Source organism: Thermosynechococcus sp. NK55a (assembly GCF_000505665.1).
Classification (GTDB): domain Bacteria; phylum Cyanobacteriota; class Cyanobacteriia; order Thermosynechococcales; family Thermosynechococcaceae; genus Thermosynechococcus.
This window is the reverse complement of the sequence record NC_023033.1, coordinates 68,771-86,085: the sequence shown is the minus strand read 5'-3', so window position 1 is coordinate 86,085 and position 17,315 is coordinate 68,771. Positions and strand designations below refer to the sequence as shown.

Here is a 17,315-nt window from a genome sequence, read left to right as displayed (position 1 = left end):
AGTGATAGAATGAACGACATGCTAGGGGTGTCTGCGGTCACCGCAGGCTGAGAGCAAACCCTTAGAACCTGAACCGGATCATGCTGGCGCAGGGAAGCTGTCTAGAGAGGATTCTATCAATGGTGCGTAGCCAATGGATTGCTGCCCGCAAAGGGCACGACAATGTCACCCAAATGCATTATGCCCGCCAAGGAATGATCACCGAAGAAATGCACTATGTGGCGCGGCGGGAAAACTTGCCCCCTGAATTGATTCGCGATGAAGTTGCCCGCGGGCGGATGATTATTCCCGCCAATATCAATCACCCCAACCTCGAACCCATGGCGATCGGGATTGCCGCCAAGTGTAAAGTCAATGCCAACATTGGTGCCTCTCCCAACTCCTCGAACCTGGAGGAAGAATTGGCGAAGCTGCGTCTAGCAGTGAAGTATGGTGCCGATACGGTGATGGATCTCTCCACAGGGGGAGGTGACCTTGACGCCATTCGCACCGCCATTATTAATGCCTCACCGGTGCCCATCGGCACAGTGCCCGTCTATCAAGCCCTTGAAAGTGTCCACGGCAGCGTTGAGCGGCTCACCCCTGAGGATTTTCTCCATGTGATTGAAAAGCACGCTCAGCAGGGGGTGGACTACATGACCATCCATGCGGGGCTTCTCATTGAATACCTGCCCTTGGTGAAAAACCGCATCACAGGGATTGTGTCTCGTGGCGGCGGCATTCTTGCCAAGTGGATGCTATATCACCACAAACAAAATCCCCTCTATACCCACTTCCGCGACATTATTGAGATCTTCAAAAAATATGATGTCTCCTTCTCCTTGGGGGACTCGCTGCGGCCGGGGTGTTTGCATGATGCCTCCGATGAAGCCCAACTGGCGGAATTGAAAACCCTCGGTCAACTCACCCGCAAGGCTTGGGAACACGATGTCCAGGTGATGGTGGAAGGCCCTGGCCATGTGCCTATGGATCAAATTGAATTTAATGTGCGCAAGCAGATGGAGGAATGCGCTGAAGCTCCCTTCTATGTCCTTGGGCCGTTGGTCACGGATATTGCCCCCGGCTATGATCACATTACTAGTGCCATTGGCGCTGCCTTGGCGGGTTGGTACGGCACGGCCATGCTGTGTTATGTGACTCCTAAAGAGCACCTTGGCTTACCCAATGCTGAAGATGTGCGCAATGGCTTGATTGCCTACAAGATTGCGGCTCACGCGGCGGATATTGCCCGTCACCGTCCGGGGGCGCGCGATCGCGATGATGAACTGTCGCGGGCACGGTACAACTTTGACTGGAACCGCCAGTTTGAACTGGCCCTTGATCCGGAGCGAGCCCGGGAATACCACGACGAAACCCTACCGGCAGATATCTATAAAACGGCTGAGTTCTGCTCCATGTGCGGGCCCAAGTTTTGCCCCATGCAAACGAAGGTAGATGCCGAGGCCCTTGCTGAGCTGGAGCAATTCCTCGCCAAGGACAAAGATCAAGTGAGTGCCTCTGCCTAGGGCATGGCCATTGATTTCAAGGGGGGGCTGATGGCGATCGCCCTCCTTTTTGATGTCACCAATGGTTTCCATGATGCCGCCAATGCCATTGCAACGGTGGTGGCCACCCGTGCCCTTTCCCTGCGCTCGGCGCTCCTCCTTGCTGCTGTGGCTAATTTTGGTGGTGCTTTCTTGAGTACGCGGGTGGCGCTAACCATTGAAGCAGGTATTCTCAACAGCACTGCCTTGGGTAGCCATTGGTTTGGCGTGATTAGTGCTGCACTCCTTGGTGCGATGGCCTGGAATTTGCTCACTTGGTATTGGGGCTTGCCCAGTAGTTCTTCCCACGCCCTTATTGGTGGCTTGGTGGGGGCAGCCCTCTTTCAAGTGTCACCCCAGATCATCTATTGGCAGGGAATTATTGGGTCGGTAGTCATTCCCATGGTCGTGTCTCCCTTGGTGGCGATCGCGGTCGGCCTGAGTTTCATGGCGCTTGTCGAGAAATGGCTGCAATGGCAAGACATTCCCCCAGAACACTGGCAACGGTTACAGATTCTCTCTGGAATGTTGATGGCAGTGGCCCACGGTGCCAATGATGCCCAGAAAACAATGGGGGTCATGACCCTTGCCCTGGTGAGTTGGGGAGAACTGTCTCCGGATGCCGGTGTCCCCGTCTGGGTGATTGCTGCCTGTGCCTTAGCGATCGCGCTCGGGACCTATGGCGGCGGCGAGCGCATTATCCACACCACAGGGGAGAAAATTACATCCCTTGACCCTGTGAGTGGCTGCTTAGCTAACCTGAGTGCCGCCTTAACAGTCGGAGCCGCTAGTCTAGTGGGCTTTCCCGTCAGTACCACCCAAGTCGTGGTGGGGGCAATTACGGGTGCCGGGTATCGCCATCAAGGGGAAGTGAACTGGCACGTGTGGGGCCAAATTTTCATGGCATGGGTGCTGACGTTTCCCGGTGCAGCCCTGCTGGCGATGGCAATCTCTTTTTGTCTAGCGCAACTGTAAGCCAAACTCAGGAAACCTGTGTGGGTTGCATCCGTTGGGCATACTCCCGAAAGCGTTCGAGATCCGCTTGCAGTGTACTTTCAACTACCCGACCCAAGAACAGGCGATCCATAATTTGTCCTAAGACTCCGGGAATTGCATAGGAGACCGAGAGCTTGACAATGGTGCTGCCCTGGCGATCGTAAAAGCGAATTGCCCCCCGATTGGGTAGGCCATCCACGGACTCCCATTGAATAATTTGGTGCTTTACTTGGCGGCAAATGCGCGATCGCCAGCTAAAGTGCCAGTTTCCCGTGGCCAATGTCCAGCGGGATAGCGTGGGGTCCTCTGCGGTGATGACCACCGATTCAATCCACTTCATCCACAGGGGCATTTTCTCTAGGTCGGACCACAGTGCCCAGACGCGATCAACATCAGCGGCCACTTCAGTCTGCACCGTATGCTCTAACCAACTCATGGGTGACCTCCTGCCAAAATCGCCTGGGCGGCTTGTCGTCCGGACATCGTCGCGCCCTCCATACTGTCAATGTAGTCCTGCTGCGTGTAGCTGCCCGCCAAGTAAAAGTTAGGAACCGGCGTCTTTTGGGGTGGACGATAGGGATCCATGCCGGGGGCTTCGCGATAGAGGGACTGCGCCAATTTGACGACACTGTACCATGTCATGTTGAGATGGCGCGACGAGGGGAAAAGTTCATGGACTTGGCGCAACACGTGTTGGGCAATCTCTTCATTGCTGGCCTTAATGAAGGGATCGCCGGGGGTGAGCACCACTTGGAGCAGAGAGCCTTGGCCTTCGCGATAGTAGTCCGCTGGGCTAGTGAGGGCCAAATCGGCAAAGCAGGAAAAATCGGCATCGGCGGTGTACAGCAGGTTATCAATACCCGTTGCCGCCACCTGTTTTTGTTTACTGGGGTCTTGCAGTTCCGTAACCCAGCCATCAAATCGCAGTTGGACCGTGGCCACAGGCACAGCCGCGAGCTTAAAGATGTTGTCGAAGGTTGGGTGCGATCGCCAGGCCTCTGGAATCAGGCGTTGAATCCCCGGCACATCACAGGCACACAGATAGGCATCCGCCGTCACTGTTTCCAGCGCTTCCCCACGGGGAATCAGCAAGCCTTCCACCTGCCAAGTGCTGGTATCCTCGCCGCGAAACAGAATTTCCTTGACGCGTCGCCGCAGATGAATTTTAGCCCCCCGCGCTTCAATATAGTTCACCAAGGGCTTGAGCAGGTATTCCGCTGGTGATCCTTTGAGCATACTCAGCCGTGAGGCGGTTGTTTTGGCGGCAAACATCATAAAGATCGTGAGCATACAGCGCGCAGACATGTGCTCAGTATCAATAAAACCCAAGGCGTAGGAAATAGGATTCCAGAGGCGTTTGAGGCTATTTTCTGAACCACCATGCCGCCGAAACCACTCCGCAAAACTCATGCAATCTAAGGCGCGAATTTGGCGCATCGCCCCCTCATAGTCCACCAGACCCCGCACCACAGGACTGGTGCCAAGGGCAATAGCATTAAAAAATTTATCGGCAGCAGAGAGTTGACGGGTGGTGAAGAAGGCCTTGAGACCGTTGAAGGGGGCGCCCAAGGGAAAGCGAAAATCCAGTTCCCCCACCTGACCCCCACAATTAATAAATGTGTGGGTATGTTCCTTGGGCAGTAGGTTGGCGATCGCCCCCACCTTGGTCATCAGTTCAAAGAGATTAGCGTAGTTGTAAAAGAAAACATGCAGCCCCATCTCAATGTGGTTGCCATCGGCATCTTGCCAACTGCTGACTTTGCCCCCCACAAAGGGACGGGATTCATAGATTTCAACACTGTGACCGGCATCCACCAAATCCACTGCGGCGGCTAAGCCGGCCAACCCTGCACCAACAATGACAACCCGCATCGGCGATCCCAGAAAACTTTACAGATTTTAACATTTTTCGCTCTCGAGCGCTTTCCCGCGCGTTAAGAAACTTGGCAGAGACCCTTGCCCCCCAGAACCCTCGTCTATGATCGAGGTAAGTTGAAGTTTTTGAATCGCTCACGCTCACGGTGTGCTTATGGCTACGCGTTGTGTCCTTGCCTTTCCCCTCTGGCAGTATTTGAACCAACGGCTATTTAGTCCGGGCTTTACCCTGAATCCCAAGCGGTTCTGGCGGCAGTATTACAATGCTTACCTCGAACGCTGCTGGCAAAAGGACTGTGCCTCCAAGGAAGAACCCTCCTGTTAATCATTCCACAGGTTCGCTAAAATGAGATAGCTCACTTTCCCGATCAAGATTAGGGACTTTTAGCTGTCGTCATTTTGGTTACCTTCGCCTGTTGGAAGACAAAAATACTATGGTTGCTTCGCCCCCCTCTGCCAATGCCACACTGAAACGCTCAAAAATTGAGACTCTCAAGGAACAGAGCCAACATCTGCGAGAACCTGTTGCCACAGAATTACTAGAACCAACGAATCGTTTTAGTGAAGAGGGTGTGCAGATCCTCAAGTTCCATGGCTCCTATCAGCAGGACAATCGCGATAACCGCGTCAAAGGGCAGGAAAAAGACTACCAGTTCATGCTGCGCACCCGCAGTCCAGCGGGCTATATTCCGCCGCAGCTCTATTTAACCTTGGATCGCTTGGCAGATGAGTATGGCAACCGCACGCTGCGAGCCACAACACGGCAGGGATTTCAGCTGCATGGCATTCTCAAGAAGAATTTAAAAGCAGCGATCGCTGCCATTGTCCGCAGCATGGGATCGACCTTGGGAGCCTGCGGTGATGTGAACCGCAATGTCATGGCGCCCCCCGCCCCCTTTCGCGATCGCCCAGAATATATCCTTGCCTATGAGTATGCCCACCGCATTGCCGATCTCCTAACACCCCAAACGGGTGCCTACTACGAGATTTGGCTCGATGGCGAAAAGGTAATCTCCGCCGAAGAGCACCCCGATGTCAAGGCAGCACGGCAGCGCAATGGCCATGGCACCATTTTCCCGAATAACGAAGAGCCAATCTACGGCGATCACTATATGCCCCGCAAGTTTAAGTGCTGCGTCACGGTGCCGGGGGATAATTCTGTGGATCTTTTCTCCCAAGATTTGACCCTGGTGGTGATTACAGATTCCCAAGGCCATCTTGAGGGGTTCAATATCTATGCCGGTGGTGGCTTGGGCCGCACCCACAACAAGGAAGAAACCTTTGCCCGCATGGCCGATGAAATTGGCTTTGTGCCAGCAGCAGATGTCTATGAGGCTGTGAAGGCGATCGTGGCGACCCAGCGGGACTATGGCGATCGCTATAATCGGCGCCACGCCCGTTTGAAATATCTGATCCACGACTGGGGGGTCGAAAAATTCAAGGCCAAAGTGGAGGAATACTTTGGCAAACCCCTCGAACCCTTTCGCCCGCTGCCGCCGTGGCGCTATCAGGACTTTTTGGGCTGGCACCCCCAAGGGGATGGCAAATTCTTCTATGGCTTGTCCATTGCCAATGGCCGCATCCTAGATCAGGGCAACTTCAGACTCAAGTCGGCCCTCAAGAAAATCGTTGAGGACTTTCATCTCCCCCTGCGGGTGACGCCCCACCAAAATCTGCTCCTGTGCGATGTCTCTCCCGATCAGCAGGCTGCGATTCAGCACCTCCTTGAGGAGCACGGCGTTCAGGATGTCAGGGCCATTGATCCCCTCCAACGCTATAGCATGGCCTGTCCAGCATTGCCCACCTGTGGCTTGGCCATTACCGAGTCGGAGCGGGCAATTCCGGGGGTACTGGAGCGGATTCGTCGCCTCATGGATCGGCTGGGACTGAAGGACGAACATTTTGTGATTCGGATGACAGGGTGTCCCAATGGCTGTGCCCGTCCCTACTTGGCGGAATTGGGCTTTGTCGGCATTGTGCCCGGCGCCTATCAAACTTGGTTGGGGGGAAGTCCCGATCAAACCCGCTTGGCAGCGGTCTACATTGAGCGGTTGCCTATTGCCGAACTGGAAACGGCCCTAGAGCCATTGCTGGTCTTTTATCGCGATCGCCGGCAGCGGGGAGAATCCTTTGGTGATTTTTGCCATCGGGTTGGTTTTGCAGCCTTGCGACAGTTTGCAGCAAATTACGTGCCCACTGCCACAACGAAGCGCTATCGCGTGGATGTGCGGGCTGATCAATACCAACAACTCAAGGAATTGGCAGCAGCACAGGGCAGGTCCCTAGCGGCGGTGACCCGTGAAGCCATTCAGCATTACCTTGAGCAATCGCGGCAAAACAAGCAAGGATAGGATTGCCTATCGGCTATAATGAGAAGTTGCCAAATAGGGCGGCATAGCCAAGTGGTAAGGCAGAGGTCTGCAAAACCTTTATCCCCCGGTTCGAATCCGGGTGCCGCCTTCACCATTCCATCGCTTATCCAGCTCGCTGCTCAAGCCAATCTAAGAGTCGATGGATACCCCAGCAGTAGTCTGGATCACCCCAAAGGCGTTGGCACTTGCGATCGCTGGTAAAACCCACGTGACCCCCCTGTTCGGTCAGCAGCAGGGTAAGGGCAGGATTCCCCTCGGCAATAGTGAGCAGTTCGGGCACAAGACAGGGATCAAATAGGGGATCATCGGCGGCATAGAGAATCCATAGGGGTATTGTCAATTGGGGCAGCAGCGGCAAGGGACTGCTGGCAGCGTAATACTCGGCCACACTGCTAAAGCCAAGGCGGTCAATGACGAGGGCGGCGTCAAAACCGGCAATAGTGTCAATCTTGGCAACAGTGTTGAGATCAAAGATCTGAGGATAAAGGCGATGAAGGTGGCGAGCCAAGTGTTGGAGTTGACGACTGATGGCGCCTTCAAATTGCCGTCCCCAAAAAGTCTGGCCTAGGTAGGCAAGGGAACGATTGGAGTCAAGGTTGGGGCAGATGACCGCAGCCCCCCCAATCTCTGTTTTCCCTTGCTGTTGGGCATACCAGGCACCCCAAAGGGCTAACTGCCCCCCCAAGGAATAGCCAACCAACCAATAGGGAGGGGTATAGCCGAGGGCTTGACACTGCTGGGCGATCGCCACAAAGTCTTGTCCTTCATAGAGACCATCACTGGTTAACACGGGGGACAGTTCTGCGCTGCGCCCATGGGCACGCCAATCGAAAAGGAGGACATCAAAGCCGCGGGCAATCGCCCAATGGGCAAGGGTATGCAAGTACCATTGATTCTTGAGATCACCCGTAATGCCGTAGGTGGCAATGATGGTGCCGCGGGCTTGGCCAACCCGATACCCCTCACCGTACAGGGGCACGCCCTCAGCTCCATGGAAAACATGACTAGTTTGTGGTTGCCAAGGGTAGAGGCATCCCCAGCGTTGAACATAGGCGGTAAAAACGGTGTGGATCACGCCAGAGTGCAGCGGCAGGGGTGGCCAATAGGATAGGGATTGCATAGAATCTAGTCATCCATCGTAGGCAAAATGGGCAAGGTTGGGCGTTTTTGGTGATCATTGTGAGGCATGGGCGATGACACAGAGCAATCATCCGAAGCGGACAGAGCCCTACATCAGAGAAACCTGTCTGACAGATGTCCAAGCCAATCGCTTGCTAGATGAAGTCTTTGCCACTGTGGAGGCCAACCCCAATGAGCCAGAATCCCTAGCAGCGGTTTTAGAGCCTAAGCCTTCCCTCCCCGTCCCTTTTGAACCCACCACTCCTCCTTCGGAACCTTCTCGCTGGCTGCACTGTCCAGAGCCGCAGCAAACATTTTCTTGGGGCGATCGCTTTTTGATGGGGGTAGGCATTGCCTCCTTTGTACTGGGGGTTGGCCTCTGGATCAGCCTGAATCGCCAGCCGGTTGCAGTTGCCCCTGACGCTGCGGTGACCACAAGCACTAGCCCCGCCGACATGGCCTTTGCTGAGTATCTGCAAACCTCCCTGCAACTCCTTAGCCAACAGGTCGCCACCCCAACCCCTTCACCCCCCGCGATCGCCAGCAATTCCATGCCCAGCCCCACAGCCTCTGCCCCAACCGTTGAGCGCATCTACGTTCCCGTTTACCAAGCCCCCAGCCCGCCGGCGGTCCCACTGCCCAATTTACCCACGGTAACAGCGCCAGCACCGGCGCCGTCCCCCCCGCCGCCTGCTCCCCCCCAACATACCCTAGTGGGCATCCTCGAACTGGGCGATCGCTCGGTGGCGCTTTTTCAAAGCAATGGCCAAACGCTGCGCTTGAGTGTGGGCGACACCATTGGCAACGACGGCTGGCAACTGGTGCAGATTCAAAATCAGCGGGCGGTGCTACGACGTCAAGGGGAAGTGCGCTCCCTCACTGTTGGCCAAAGTTTTTAGGGAAGGGGCACCCATGAGCTTTTTTCGGGACCTAAATGCATTCCTAGAGCAAAAACTCGAGGACTTTATCCGTGCCAACCCTGAGCTTGAACTTAATCTGCTGCTCCTTGAGCTAGAAGATCAAGAACGGCAAACCCAAGAGCGCCTGTTACGGTTGCAACAGGAAGTCAATACCTGTGAACAGCAGATTTTAGGCCTTGTTTCCGAAATTCGCCGCTGGCGCGATCGCATCCAAACGGCGATGGCCGCTCAGCGCCCCGACCTTGTGGCATTGGCACAGCAGCGGGAGGCTGAATTACGCCGCCGCGGAGAGCAATTGTGGACCCAGCGTCTCGATGCCCTCAATCAAATTTCCGTTACCCAGCAGCTTTTGCACAAGATTCGCGATCGCCGTCAGGAAGTGATGCACCGCGTTCCTGCCGCCAGTGCGCCCCCGCCCCCACCCCCGCCGCGCATCAGCAGTGACCTCAATGATCCAATTGAAGCTGAGTTTCGCCGTCTGGAATTGCAAACTGCCCTTGAGGAACTGAAACGCTCCATGGGGTTATAGGGCAACAGACGTGGGACAATCGAGAACGCGGTTTTATCCAAATGTCCCATGGCGGTTATTCAGATTGCATCCGACGACACTTGGCAGATTCAGGCCGATGGCCATCCCCTGCGGGGTACCCTCCAAGTACCGGGGGATAAGTCCATTTCCCACCGGGCCCTGATGTTGGGGGCCATAGCAGAGGGCACCACCCATATCGAAGGATTGCTCGTGGGTGAGGATATCTGTAGTACTGCCTCCTGTTTCCGTGCCCTTGGTGTGGAGATTTCGGATCTCAATGCCACAGCAGTAACGGTGCAAGGCTTGGGCATTGGCCGCCTTCAGGAGCCGGTGGATGTGATGAATGCCGGCAACTCCGGTACAACGATGCGGCTATTGTTGGGGGTATTGGCAGCGCAAACGGGTCGCTTTTTTACGATGACTGGGGATGCTTCCCTGCGATCGCGCCCTATGGCCCGGGTCGTCACACCCCTCCTACAGATGGGTGCCCAGATTTGGGGCCGTCAACACCACAGTCGTGCCCCCTTGGCCGTTTTGGGACAGCCCCTAGAGCCCATCACCTACTACAGTCCCATTGCCTCCGCTCAGGTAAAATCAGCGCTATTGCTGGCCGCCCTCCACACCGAAGGCACCACCATTATTCGCGAACCCCACCGCTCCCGAGATCACAGTGAACGGATGCTTCAGGCCTTTGGTGCCCGTTTGAGCGTGGATGAGGCCACCTGTACAGTCAGTTTGGCAGGGCCGGCGGTCCTAAAGGGTCAGAAGGTCATTGTCCCCGGGGACATCAGTTCAGCTGCCTTTTGGTTGGTGGCAGCCTCTATTATTCCTGATTCAGAATTGCTGCTGACCAATGTGGGGGTCAACCCCACCCGCACCGGCATTCTCGATGTTCTTTGGGCAATGGGGGCAGAGATTACCCTTGAAAATGAGCGGCTGGTTACGGGAGAACCGGTGGCAGATCTGCGGGTGCGATCGGCGAGGCTGAAGGGCACCCATATTGGCGGTGAATTGATTCCCCGCGTGATTGATGAGATTCCCATTGTGGCTGTGGCTGCTGCTTTTGCAGAGGGGGTCACTGAAATTCGCGATGCGGCAGAACTGCGGGTGAAGGAGAGCGATCGCCTCAAGGCCGTGGCCACAGAATTGCAAAAAATGGGCGCTAAGGTCACTGAACTCAGGGATGGCCTCGATATTCAAGGGGGCGTGCCCTTGCAGGGCAGCCATCTGGAAACCTACGGCGATCATCGGATGGCCATGAGTCTGGCGATCGCTGCCCTCAATGCCAAGGGAACCAGTGAAATTCACAACGCCAGTGCAGCAGCGGTCTCCTATCCAGAATTTGTAACAACTCTGCAACAAATTGCTTGATAGCACAAAAATCCCAGTAATTCTTGGGAGAACTTCACTCAACACTAAACGCTGTATGCTAGCATCAAATAAATTGTTTTGGCATCACAATCGGGGCTTGCCCGATGTTGAATTCTGCGTACCCCTAGGTGATGGAGTGTTGGTGTTCCCGGGGATCGCTCGACTAAATTGTAAATTGAGCGCCAAAATGATACACAATCAATAAAATACGGTATCATAGTTTCACTTCTATCCTAGGAACGTTGCTCCCTTTAACTCAGGCTTTGGGCCCCCCTGACCTTCTGTTTTTGTTCAAAAAAAGTTGAGCTTTTTCATCATGGCAACAATTCAAGACTTCGTTCATGTTCAGGACCAATGGTCATTAGATGAGTTGGTGGAAATCGCCAACGAACTTTTGCCCCAGCACCTCCCCCAGGAGGACTCCAAAAACCGTGTTTTGGAAGAGGTCAACCCGCGGCTGGTGCGCCATTACACCTCCTGTAAATTGATTGACCGCCCCGCTCGCATTGGCCGCGAAGGTCGCTACGGCTATCGCCACCTTGTGCAGTTGCTGGTGGTGCGGCGGCTGTTGATGGAGGGCTATACCGCAGGTGCCATTTACAAACTGGTGTATCGCATGAGCACCCCAGAACTGCGGGCCCTCCTTGAGCAGGGGGTGCATCTTCAATTGAATCCACCCCCAATCAACCCAGCTTTGGCCTTTTTGCAGCAGGTACAGGAGCGCTCCGAGCATCGCTATGGGGAGCCCATGCGCGTCAGTCCCACTATCAGCCGTCGCGAGGTGCCGCCCTCAAGTCATTCGCCGCAACCGGAGTCTTGGAAGCGCATTGAGGTGGCGCCCGGCTTTGAAGTTCATATTCGCGATGACTTTAACTTTCCCCAAATCAATCGCGATCAGGAAGCCCTGGTAAAACAACTGGTGCAATTGCTCTCTAGCTATACCCAACGCTAATGGAGAGCGCCAACCGAGATTGAATATCCTGTGTCGCGGTCAGCTCACCGGCGATCGCTATAATAACGCCATGGAAGGATGCCTCAACGATACGGATATCTACACGCTGTGCCAAACCCTTGCCCTTGGCCAGCGCACTGGGGAACTGTACATCGAAGATGATGCCGGTCGTACGTGGCTTCTGTTTTTGAATCATGGTTATTTGGTTTACATTGCTGATCGCCACAGCCACAGTTTAGAGCGGTTGCAGGATCTGCTCTATGGACAGGACATTCCTTGGCCAAGTCCCGATAGCTTCATCGAAAGCAAAGCCGGTGCCAGTTGGGTGGAATACGAATGCCTGTGGTGGCTCCTTGATTATTGCAAGCTCAATCAAATCCATAGCGTGTGGCGGGCGCTGCTGCGGGAGAGTCTCTTTGACGTTGTTAGCCTCAATCGCGCTTGGTTTAAGTTTTATAGTGCGAGTCCCCTCACTCCCCAATGGCACCATCTCTCCCTAACGGCGCTACTCAATGACAGCCTGAGTCATCTGCAGGAATGGAAAAAACTGCATCCAGAATTGCGTTCCTTGGATCAATCCCTTGAACTGACGGATATTAAACCCACGGGCAACGATCCAGCGGATCAGTGGTTTCGTCAACTGGAGCCCTTTGTGCGCGCGCCCATCACCTTGCGCCGCCTGAGTCGACAACTGGGACGAGATGGCGTGACTGTGGGCAAACTCCTGCTGCCCTATCTTCATAAAGGGTACTTACAAGTCAGTTCTTGGGGAACCAATGGCCACACCCGTACATTTCCACCCCTTTCTTGGCGGCGATCGCCCCGGGTCGTGTGTGTGGATGATGCCGCCACTGTGCGTCAAGTGGTTGAGTCTACTCTGCAGGCCGCAGGTTATGAAGCCACAGCGATCGCCCACCCACTGACCGCCTTGAGTCTCATTTTCCAACTCAACCCCGATCTGATTTTCCTGGATATTGCCATGCCCGAATTGGATGGCTACGAATTTTGCACCCTCCTGCGGCACACGCCTCGCTTCCGCTATACGCCGATTATTATGCTGACTAGCCTCGTTGGTTGGAGCGATCGCCTGCGAGCCAAGGTGGCTGGTGCCACTGATTACCTCAGTAAGCCCTTTTCAACCCAAGAATTATTAACAATTACGCATCATTACATTGGCGCAGCCCCGCCTGTAACCTCCTTAACAGACGAGTTCTTTAGCGACGTGCTAGAACCAAAGTCAGGTCTCGAGACGTCCCATTAACCTCCCCAGGTTAACTGTGATGAAGCTGTCATACTCTTGGGCTTTTAGAATATAAAGCAAAACCTTAATTCTTACGTGTAACCCCCTATGACCAAAGTCTTAGTTGTCGAAGATAGTCCACCCCAGCGGGAAATGATTAGCGAATTGCTGGCAAAAACAGGCTTTGACGTAACGGTTGCCAGCGATGGTGTGGAGGCAATGGAGCAATTGCAGCAGAGCACCCCAGATGTGGTTGTCCTCGATATTGTCATGCCCCGTATGAATGGGTATGAAGTCTGCCGCCAAATTAAGTCCGACCCCCGCACCCAATCAATTCCCGTGGTTATGTGTAGCTCCAAAGGTGAGGAGTTTGATCGCTATTGGGGCATGAAACAGGGGGCAGATGCGTACATTACGAAGCCCTTTGATCCCAAAGAACTCGTTGGCACCATCAAGCAACTCTTGCGAGGCTAGAAAAGATGTTTAGCAGCTCAGACCTACTCGCCACCAATGCCCCCATCGACAGTGACCGTATCGATGACCTCAGAACCCCCGAGGGAGATTTACATATTCTCTTTACGATCCCTAGCGGTGATACCTTGGCGCTACCGGCTATTGGGGTGCGCGAAGTCGTAGCCGTGAGCCCCGATCGCATTACCCCAGTGCCCAATACCTCCAATCTCCTACTGGGGATTTTGAACTTGCGGGGCCAGGTAATTTGGGTAGCGGATACGGGTAAGTTTCTGGGGAACGACACCCCCTTGAATACCGATCGCTCTGAGCTATCGATTATTGCCATTGAGGATGATGAGTTAATGGTGGGGCTAGCAGTTCATCAGGTGCGGGGTATGGAGTGGCTCAACAATGACACCATCAGGCCCGCTACCCATGTCAGCGATCAGATGGCTCCCTTTGTACGGGGCGAGTGGGTCTTTGATGCGGAGCAACAGGACATTGTGAAGCTTTTAGATCCCCTTGCCATTTTACGCAGTGCTCGCTGGGGACTCTAAACTAGAAAAAGTAGAATCTCAATGGAGACTCGCGCTCAAGCATCACCATGGAACTCATCGAGACCAGTCACTTTAGGAAAATTAACACACCCATGATATCTTTCCCAGGGATTGGCGCATACTTTGTAATTAAAGCTTCCTTGATTTCGTTCTGAGAATTATCTACCTCTTTTGATCGTCTTTGATCGTCCTCTTCTGATCGTCCATTCTGGGAGTAAGCCCATGGCATCCAGCAGCACCCAACACACCCAAGAATATCAAAAAGCGGTTGCCGCTTATGTGCAAGGCAACTACGAAGAAGCAGCCAAAATCACTGACCAATTGGTGGGCAACCGACCGGGCGATCCAAACCTACGGCTGCTGCGGGGGCACATTTACTGCTGCCAACAACGCTACAGGGAGGCTCAAGAGCATTACCAGGTGGTTCTCAATACCACAACTGATCCAGAATTAATCAATCTGGCCAACGAGAGCCTCGCCAAGATTAAGGATCTCGTTCCTACTGCTGAACCTGCCAAGAACAGGGGCGAAGAATACCACACCACTGCGCAAGGAGATTATACCCAACTTCAGGGGGAGAATACCATTTTGCAAACCACCCCAGCCATTGGGGAACCCCAAGCCGCGAACCCCCCAGCAGAAGAATTGAGTCTTGAACACTTTGATGACTTTGGCAGCGATTTAGGGACGAGCAACCCCTTTGACGATCTAGAGATTGCTGGCATTGAGGAAGAGTTTGACGCCCATTTAGAACAGGGTACCTTTAATCCCTTCGACGAAGATGCAGCGGTTCAGAATCCCTTTAGCTTTTCCGCTCATCCTTTAGAAGAGCAAGTCGCAGACATTCCAGAAATTCCCATTGGTGAATCCATGCCACCTCTAGGCGTTGAAGCCATTGGGGATGATGATATCACGATGCTCATGGGAAGTTCTCCCTTGACCCCCTCTGAACCGCCCAGCCCTAGTCCTATTTTTGATAGGGAGGCGGCAGCAAGTACTGCGGATCCTTTTCAAGAAATGACCCCGCCCTCCCCAGAAACATTTGATAATCCCTTTGCCGCTGAAGTGGCCGCATCTGACGAGGGCCTCTTTAGGGGGCTGACAGAATCGGGAGCAGCCAATGTTTCTCAAGAGAACCTTTTTCCGGATGTGGAGGAATCTCCGGTAGTAAATATCTCGACAGAAAGTCTCTTTGGTGATATTGAGGAAGCCCCAGCAGCCAGCATTTCTGAAGAGAACCTCTTGCCAAATCTGACGGAATCTATTCAGACGAATGTTCCTGAGGTCTCTACCTCTGCTGCTGGTATCAGTGATTTGTTAACTAATGAAAAAGATGAAAAAGCAGAGGCCATTGAGTTGCTGCCGCAGCCGGAATTAAGTTCTTCTGAGGCTGCCGAGGAAGAAGACGATCTCTTTAGTGACTTCCCAGCTTCCCTTGAAGCTTTTGAAGCTCCAGATAGCGTGGCAGAACCCCTGTCTCCTGAGGCCCTTGACCCCGCCACCTTTGAGGATGCACAGACGATCGCCATCTCTGAGTTTCCGGCACGTGAAGCCATTGCCGAAGACAGGAGGGGGTCGGCAGCACCGGCGATCGCTGAAGGGGAAGTTAGCTCTGGTGGTGCTGAACCCGTTGAATCCATTGCCAACTTTGATCTAGAAGATCTTTCCTTTGGCAGTTTTGATGATGAAATGACCATTGCCAATCCCCAAGTCCATGGCATGGGTGCCGTTGGCTCAGAGGCCACAGTGATGACCGATGCTGGTACGGAGACCTTTGCGGTTCTACCGGATGAATTTGATCTCAGCCAGCAAAGTCTTGAGGAGTTGGCTGATTTTAGCCTCGATCTCAGCCAAAGCACAGCCAGCCGTACCGAAGCGCCTGCCGCCAAAGAAAAACAACATCCCTCAGCCTTTACTGAGCAAGCGTCGGTTGCCAGTGTCGCTGCTTCACCGCCTACGGCTTCACCTGCGGTTGAGAGCCCAGCAACGTCCACCCCGGCCGCACCCACAGGCTCCTTAGAGCAACAAACCATTACCTCAGCGCTGTTAACCGGTGTTCTTTCGGGCTTAGCCGCTGGGGCTGTCAGTGTGGGTTTTCGCACACCGCTGCCTGTTCCTTTGATCAGTACTGCTGCTACCGGTCTGATTGCCGGTGGAGCAGCCTATGGCTTAGGACGGCGCAGTGTCAGTCGCATCAAACACTTCTGTACAGATTTGCAGGCTCAGTGTAACGCCGTGATTGCCGGTGACATGACAGCCCGAATGCCAGTGGGCAGTGATGACGAGCTAGGACTTCTCGCCCAAAGCTTTAACCAGATGACCGACACAATCCAGCAAATTACCGCTGATGCTCAGAGAAAAGCTGAGGAAATCGAGCGGCAGCGGGATGATTTGCAGCGCCAAGTGATCCGACTCCTCGATGATGTGGAGGGTGCTGCCCGCGGGGACCTGACCGTACAAGCGGAAGTGACGGCGGACGTACTCGGAGCAGTGGCCGACTCCTTTAACCTGACAATTCACAACCTGCGGACGATTGTGCAACAGGTCAAAATTGCTGCCCAGCAGGTGAGTCGTGGTGCCGCAGAAAACGAAACCTTTGCCCGTAGTCTCTCAGCAGATGCCCTGCGGCAAGCGGAGGAGCTAGCCGTCACCCTAAACTCGGTACAGATGATGACCAATGCGATTCAGCGGGTGGCCGAAAGTGCCCAAGAAGCCAATGAGGTGGCCCGCAATGCCTCAGAAACAGCCCTTCGTGGTGGTGAGGCGGTGGAACGCACGGTGGCGGGTATTTTGCAGATTCGGGAAACGGTAGCGGAGACCACCCGCAAGGTGAAGCGCCTAGCGGAATCTTCCCAAGAGATCGCCAAGATTGTGGGTGTGATCTCCTCGATCGCCAACCGCACAAACCTGTTGGCCCTAAACGCCAGTATTGAGGCCGCACGGGCCGGGGAAGCAGGTCGGGGGTTTGCGGTGGTGGCCGATGAGGTGCGGCAACTGGCCGACCGAGCAGCCAAAGCTTCGAAGGAAATTGAGCAGATTGTCTTGCAAATTCAAAGCGAAACTGGTGCGGTGATGACCGCTATGGAAGAAGGGACGCAGCAGGTGATTGAGGGGACGAAGCGGGCAGAGCAAGCCAAGCACGCCCTTGAGGACATCATCCAAGTTTCGTCGCAAATTGATACCCTAGTGCGCTCGATTACCAACGCTACGGTGGAACAAACCGAATCGGCACGAGCGATGGCTCAGGTGATGCAATCCATTGAGCTGACAGCGCAGGCCACTTCTCAGGAGGCACAGCGGGTGTCCGACTCATTGCAAGGTCTAGTGAGTGTGGCACGCAACTTGCAGGCATCGGTGGAACGGTTCCGCGTTGAAAATACTGAAGATCAAGCCTAAGCAATCCGGGAG

General features: G+C 54.3%; 15 protein-coding genes, 1 tRNA gene and 1 riboswitch. Of the genes, 13 read left to right on the top strand and 3 right to left on the bottom strand.

Annotated elements, in window-relative coordinates:
- The first annotated feature begins 13 nt into the window (after positions 1 to 13).
- Positions 14 to 112: riboswitch (TPP riboswitch) on the top strand.
- 10 nt (positions 113 to 122) lie between these two features.
- Together thiC and NK55_RS00390 are read left to right on the top strand one after the other, a co-directional pair.
- Complete coding sequence (thiC, locus tag NK55_RS00395; protein ID WP_041429347.1) at positions 123 to 1,505, top strand: phosphomethylpyrimidine synthase; 1,383 nt, start codon at positions 123 to 125, stop codon at positions 1,503 to 1,505.
- A gap of 3 nt (positions 1,506 to 1,508) precedes the next feature.
- Positions 1,509 to 2,498 (top strand): inorganic phosphate transporter, encoded by a 990-nt coding sequence (locus NK55_RS00390; protein ID WP_024123888.1) that lies wholly within the window; start codon positions 1,509 to 1,511, stop codon positions 2,496 to 2,498.
- A 7-nt stretch (positions 2,499 to 2,505) separates the two neighbouring features.
- Here NK55_RS00390 and NK55_RS00385 read toward each other — a convergent pair whose 3' ends face one another.
- A complete protein-coding gene (locus NK55_RS00385; RefSeq protein ID WP_024123887.1) occupies positions 2,506 to 2,955 on the bottom strand; it encodes an SRPBCC family protein in 450 nt (149 codons plus the stop codon).
- Positions 2,952 to 4,391 carry a 9,9'-di-cis-zeta-carotene desaturase gene (gene zds / locus NK55_RS00380; protein ID WP_024123886.1) on the bottom strand — a complete coding sequence of 480 codons (1,440 nt, stop codon included), beginning with the start codon at positions 4,389 to 4,391 and terminating at the stop codon, positions 2,952 to 2,954. Before zds ends, NK55_RS00385 begins: the two co-directional genes overlap by 4 nt.
- 157 nt (positions 4,392 to 4,548) lie before the next feature.
- Here zds and NK55_RS13630 point away from each other — a divergent pair, with 157 nt between their 5' ends.
- The 3 genes from NK55_RS13630 (at position 4,549) to NK55_RS00365 (ending at position 6,854) form a co-directional block, all read left to right on the top strand.
- Complete coding sequence (locus tag NK55_RS13630) at positions 4,549 to 4,719, top strand: hypothetical protein (protein WP_024123885.1); 171 nt, start codon at positions 4,549 to 4,551, stop codon at positions 4,717 to 4,719.
- 109 nt (positions 4,720 to 4,828) lie between these two features.
- Entirely contained in the window at positions 4,829 to 6,745 is a 1,917-nt protein-coding gene (sir, locus tag NK55_RS00370; RefSeq protein WP_024123884.1) for a sulfite reductase, ferredoxin dependent, read from the top strand.
- A 37-nt stretch (positions 6,746 to 6,782) separates the two neighbouring features.
- A tRNA-Cys gene (locus NK55_RS00365) sits at positions 6,783 to 6,854 on the top strand.
- A 15-nt stretch (positions 6,855 to 6,869) separates the two neighbouring features.
- Here NK55_RS00365 and NK55_RS00360 read toward each other — a convergent pair.
- Entirely contained in the window at positions 6,870 to 7,886 is a 1,017-nt protein-coding gene (locus NK55_RS00360) for a YheT family hydrolase (protein ID WP_024123883.1), read from the bottom strand.
- Positions 7,887 to 7,959: 73 nt separating this feature from the next.
- Here NK55_RS00360 and NK55_RS00355 point away from each other — a divergent pair, with 73 nt between their 5' ends.
- From NK55_RS00355 to NK55_RS00320, 8 genes are all read left to right on the top strand, one after another.
- Positions 7,960 to 8,784 (top strand): hypothetical protein, encoded by an 825-nt coding sequence (locus tag NK55_RS00355; protein WP_024123882.1) that lies wholly within the window; start codon positions 7,960 to 7,962, stop codon positions 8,782 to 8,784.
- 13 nt (positions 8,785 to 8,797) lie between these two features.
- A complete protein-coding gene (locus NK55_RS00350; protein ID WP_024123881.1) occupies positions 8,798 to 9,334 on the top strand; it encodes a TIGR04376 family protein in 537 nt (178 codons plus the stop codon).
- A gap of 48 nt (positions 9,335 to 9,382) precedes the next feature.
- The gene (gene aroA, locus NK55_RS00345) at positions 9,383 to 10,705 is read left to right on the top strand and encodes a 3-phosphoshikimate 1-carboxyvinyltransferase (protein ID WP_024123880.1); all 1,323 of its coding nucleotides are present in this window, start codon (positions 9,383 to 9,385) and stop codon (positions 10,703 to 10,705) included.
- Positions 10,706 to 11,021: 316 nt separating this feature from the next.
- Positions 11,022 to 11,657, top strand: a complete 636-nt coding sequence (locus tag NK55_RS00340; protein ID WP_024123879.1) for a MerR family transcriptional regulator — start codon at positions 11,022 to 11,024, stop codon at positions 11,655 to 11,657.
- Positions 11,658 to 11,676: 19 nt separating this feature from the next.
- Entirely contained in the window at positions 11,677 to 12,918 is a 1,242-nt protein-coding gene (locus NK55_RS00335) for a response regulator (protein ID WP_024123878.1), read from the top strand.
- A gap of 87 nt (positions 12,919 to 13,005) precedes the next feature.
- Positions 13,006 to 13,371, top strand: coding sequence for a response regulator transcription factor (locus NK55_RS00330; protein WP_024123877.1), 366 nt, complete (start codon positions 13,006 to 13,008; stop codon positions 13,369 to 13,371).
- A 5-nt stretch (positions 13,372 to 13,376) separates the two neighbouring features.
- Positions 13,377 to 13,907: a chemotaxis protein CheW gene (locus tag NK55_RS00325; protein ID WP_024123876.1), complete on the top strand. Its 531-nt coding sequence runs from the start codon at positions 13,377 to 13,379 to the stop codon at positions 13,905 to 13,907.
- 222 nt (positions 13,908 to 14,129) lie between these two features.
- Complete coding sequence (locus tag NK55_RS00320; RefSeq protein ID WP_024123875.1) at positions 14,130 to 17,303, top strand: methyl-accepting chemotaxis protein; 3,174 nt, start codon at positions 14,130 to 14,132, stop codon at positions 17,301 to 17,303.
- The last annotated feature ends 12 nt before the right edge of the window (positions 17,304 to 17,315 follow it).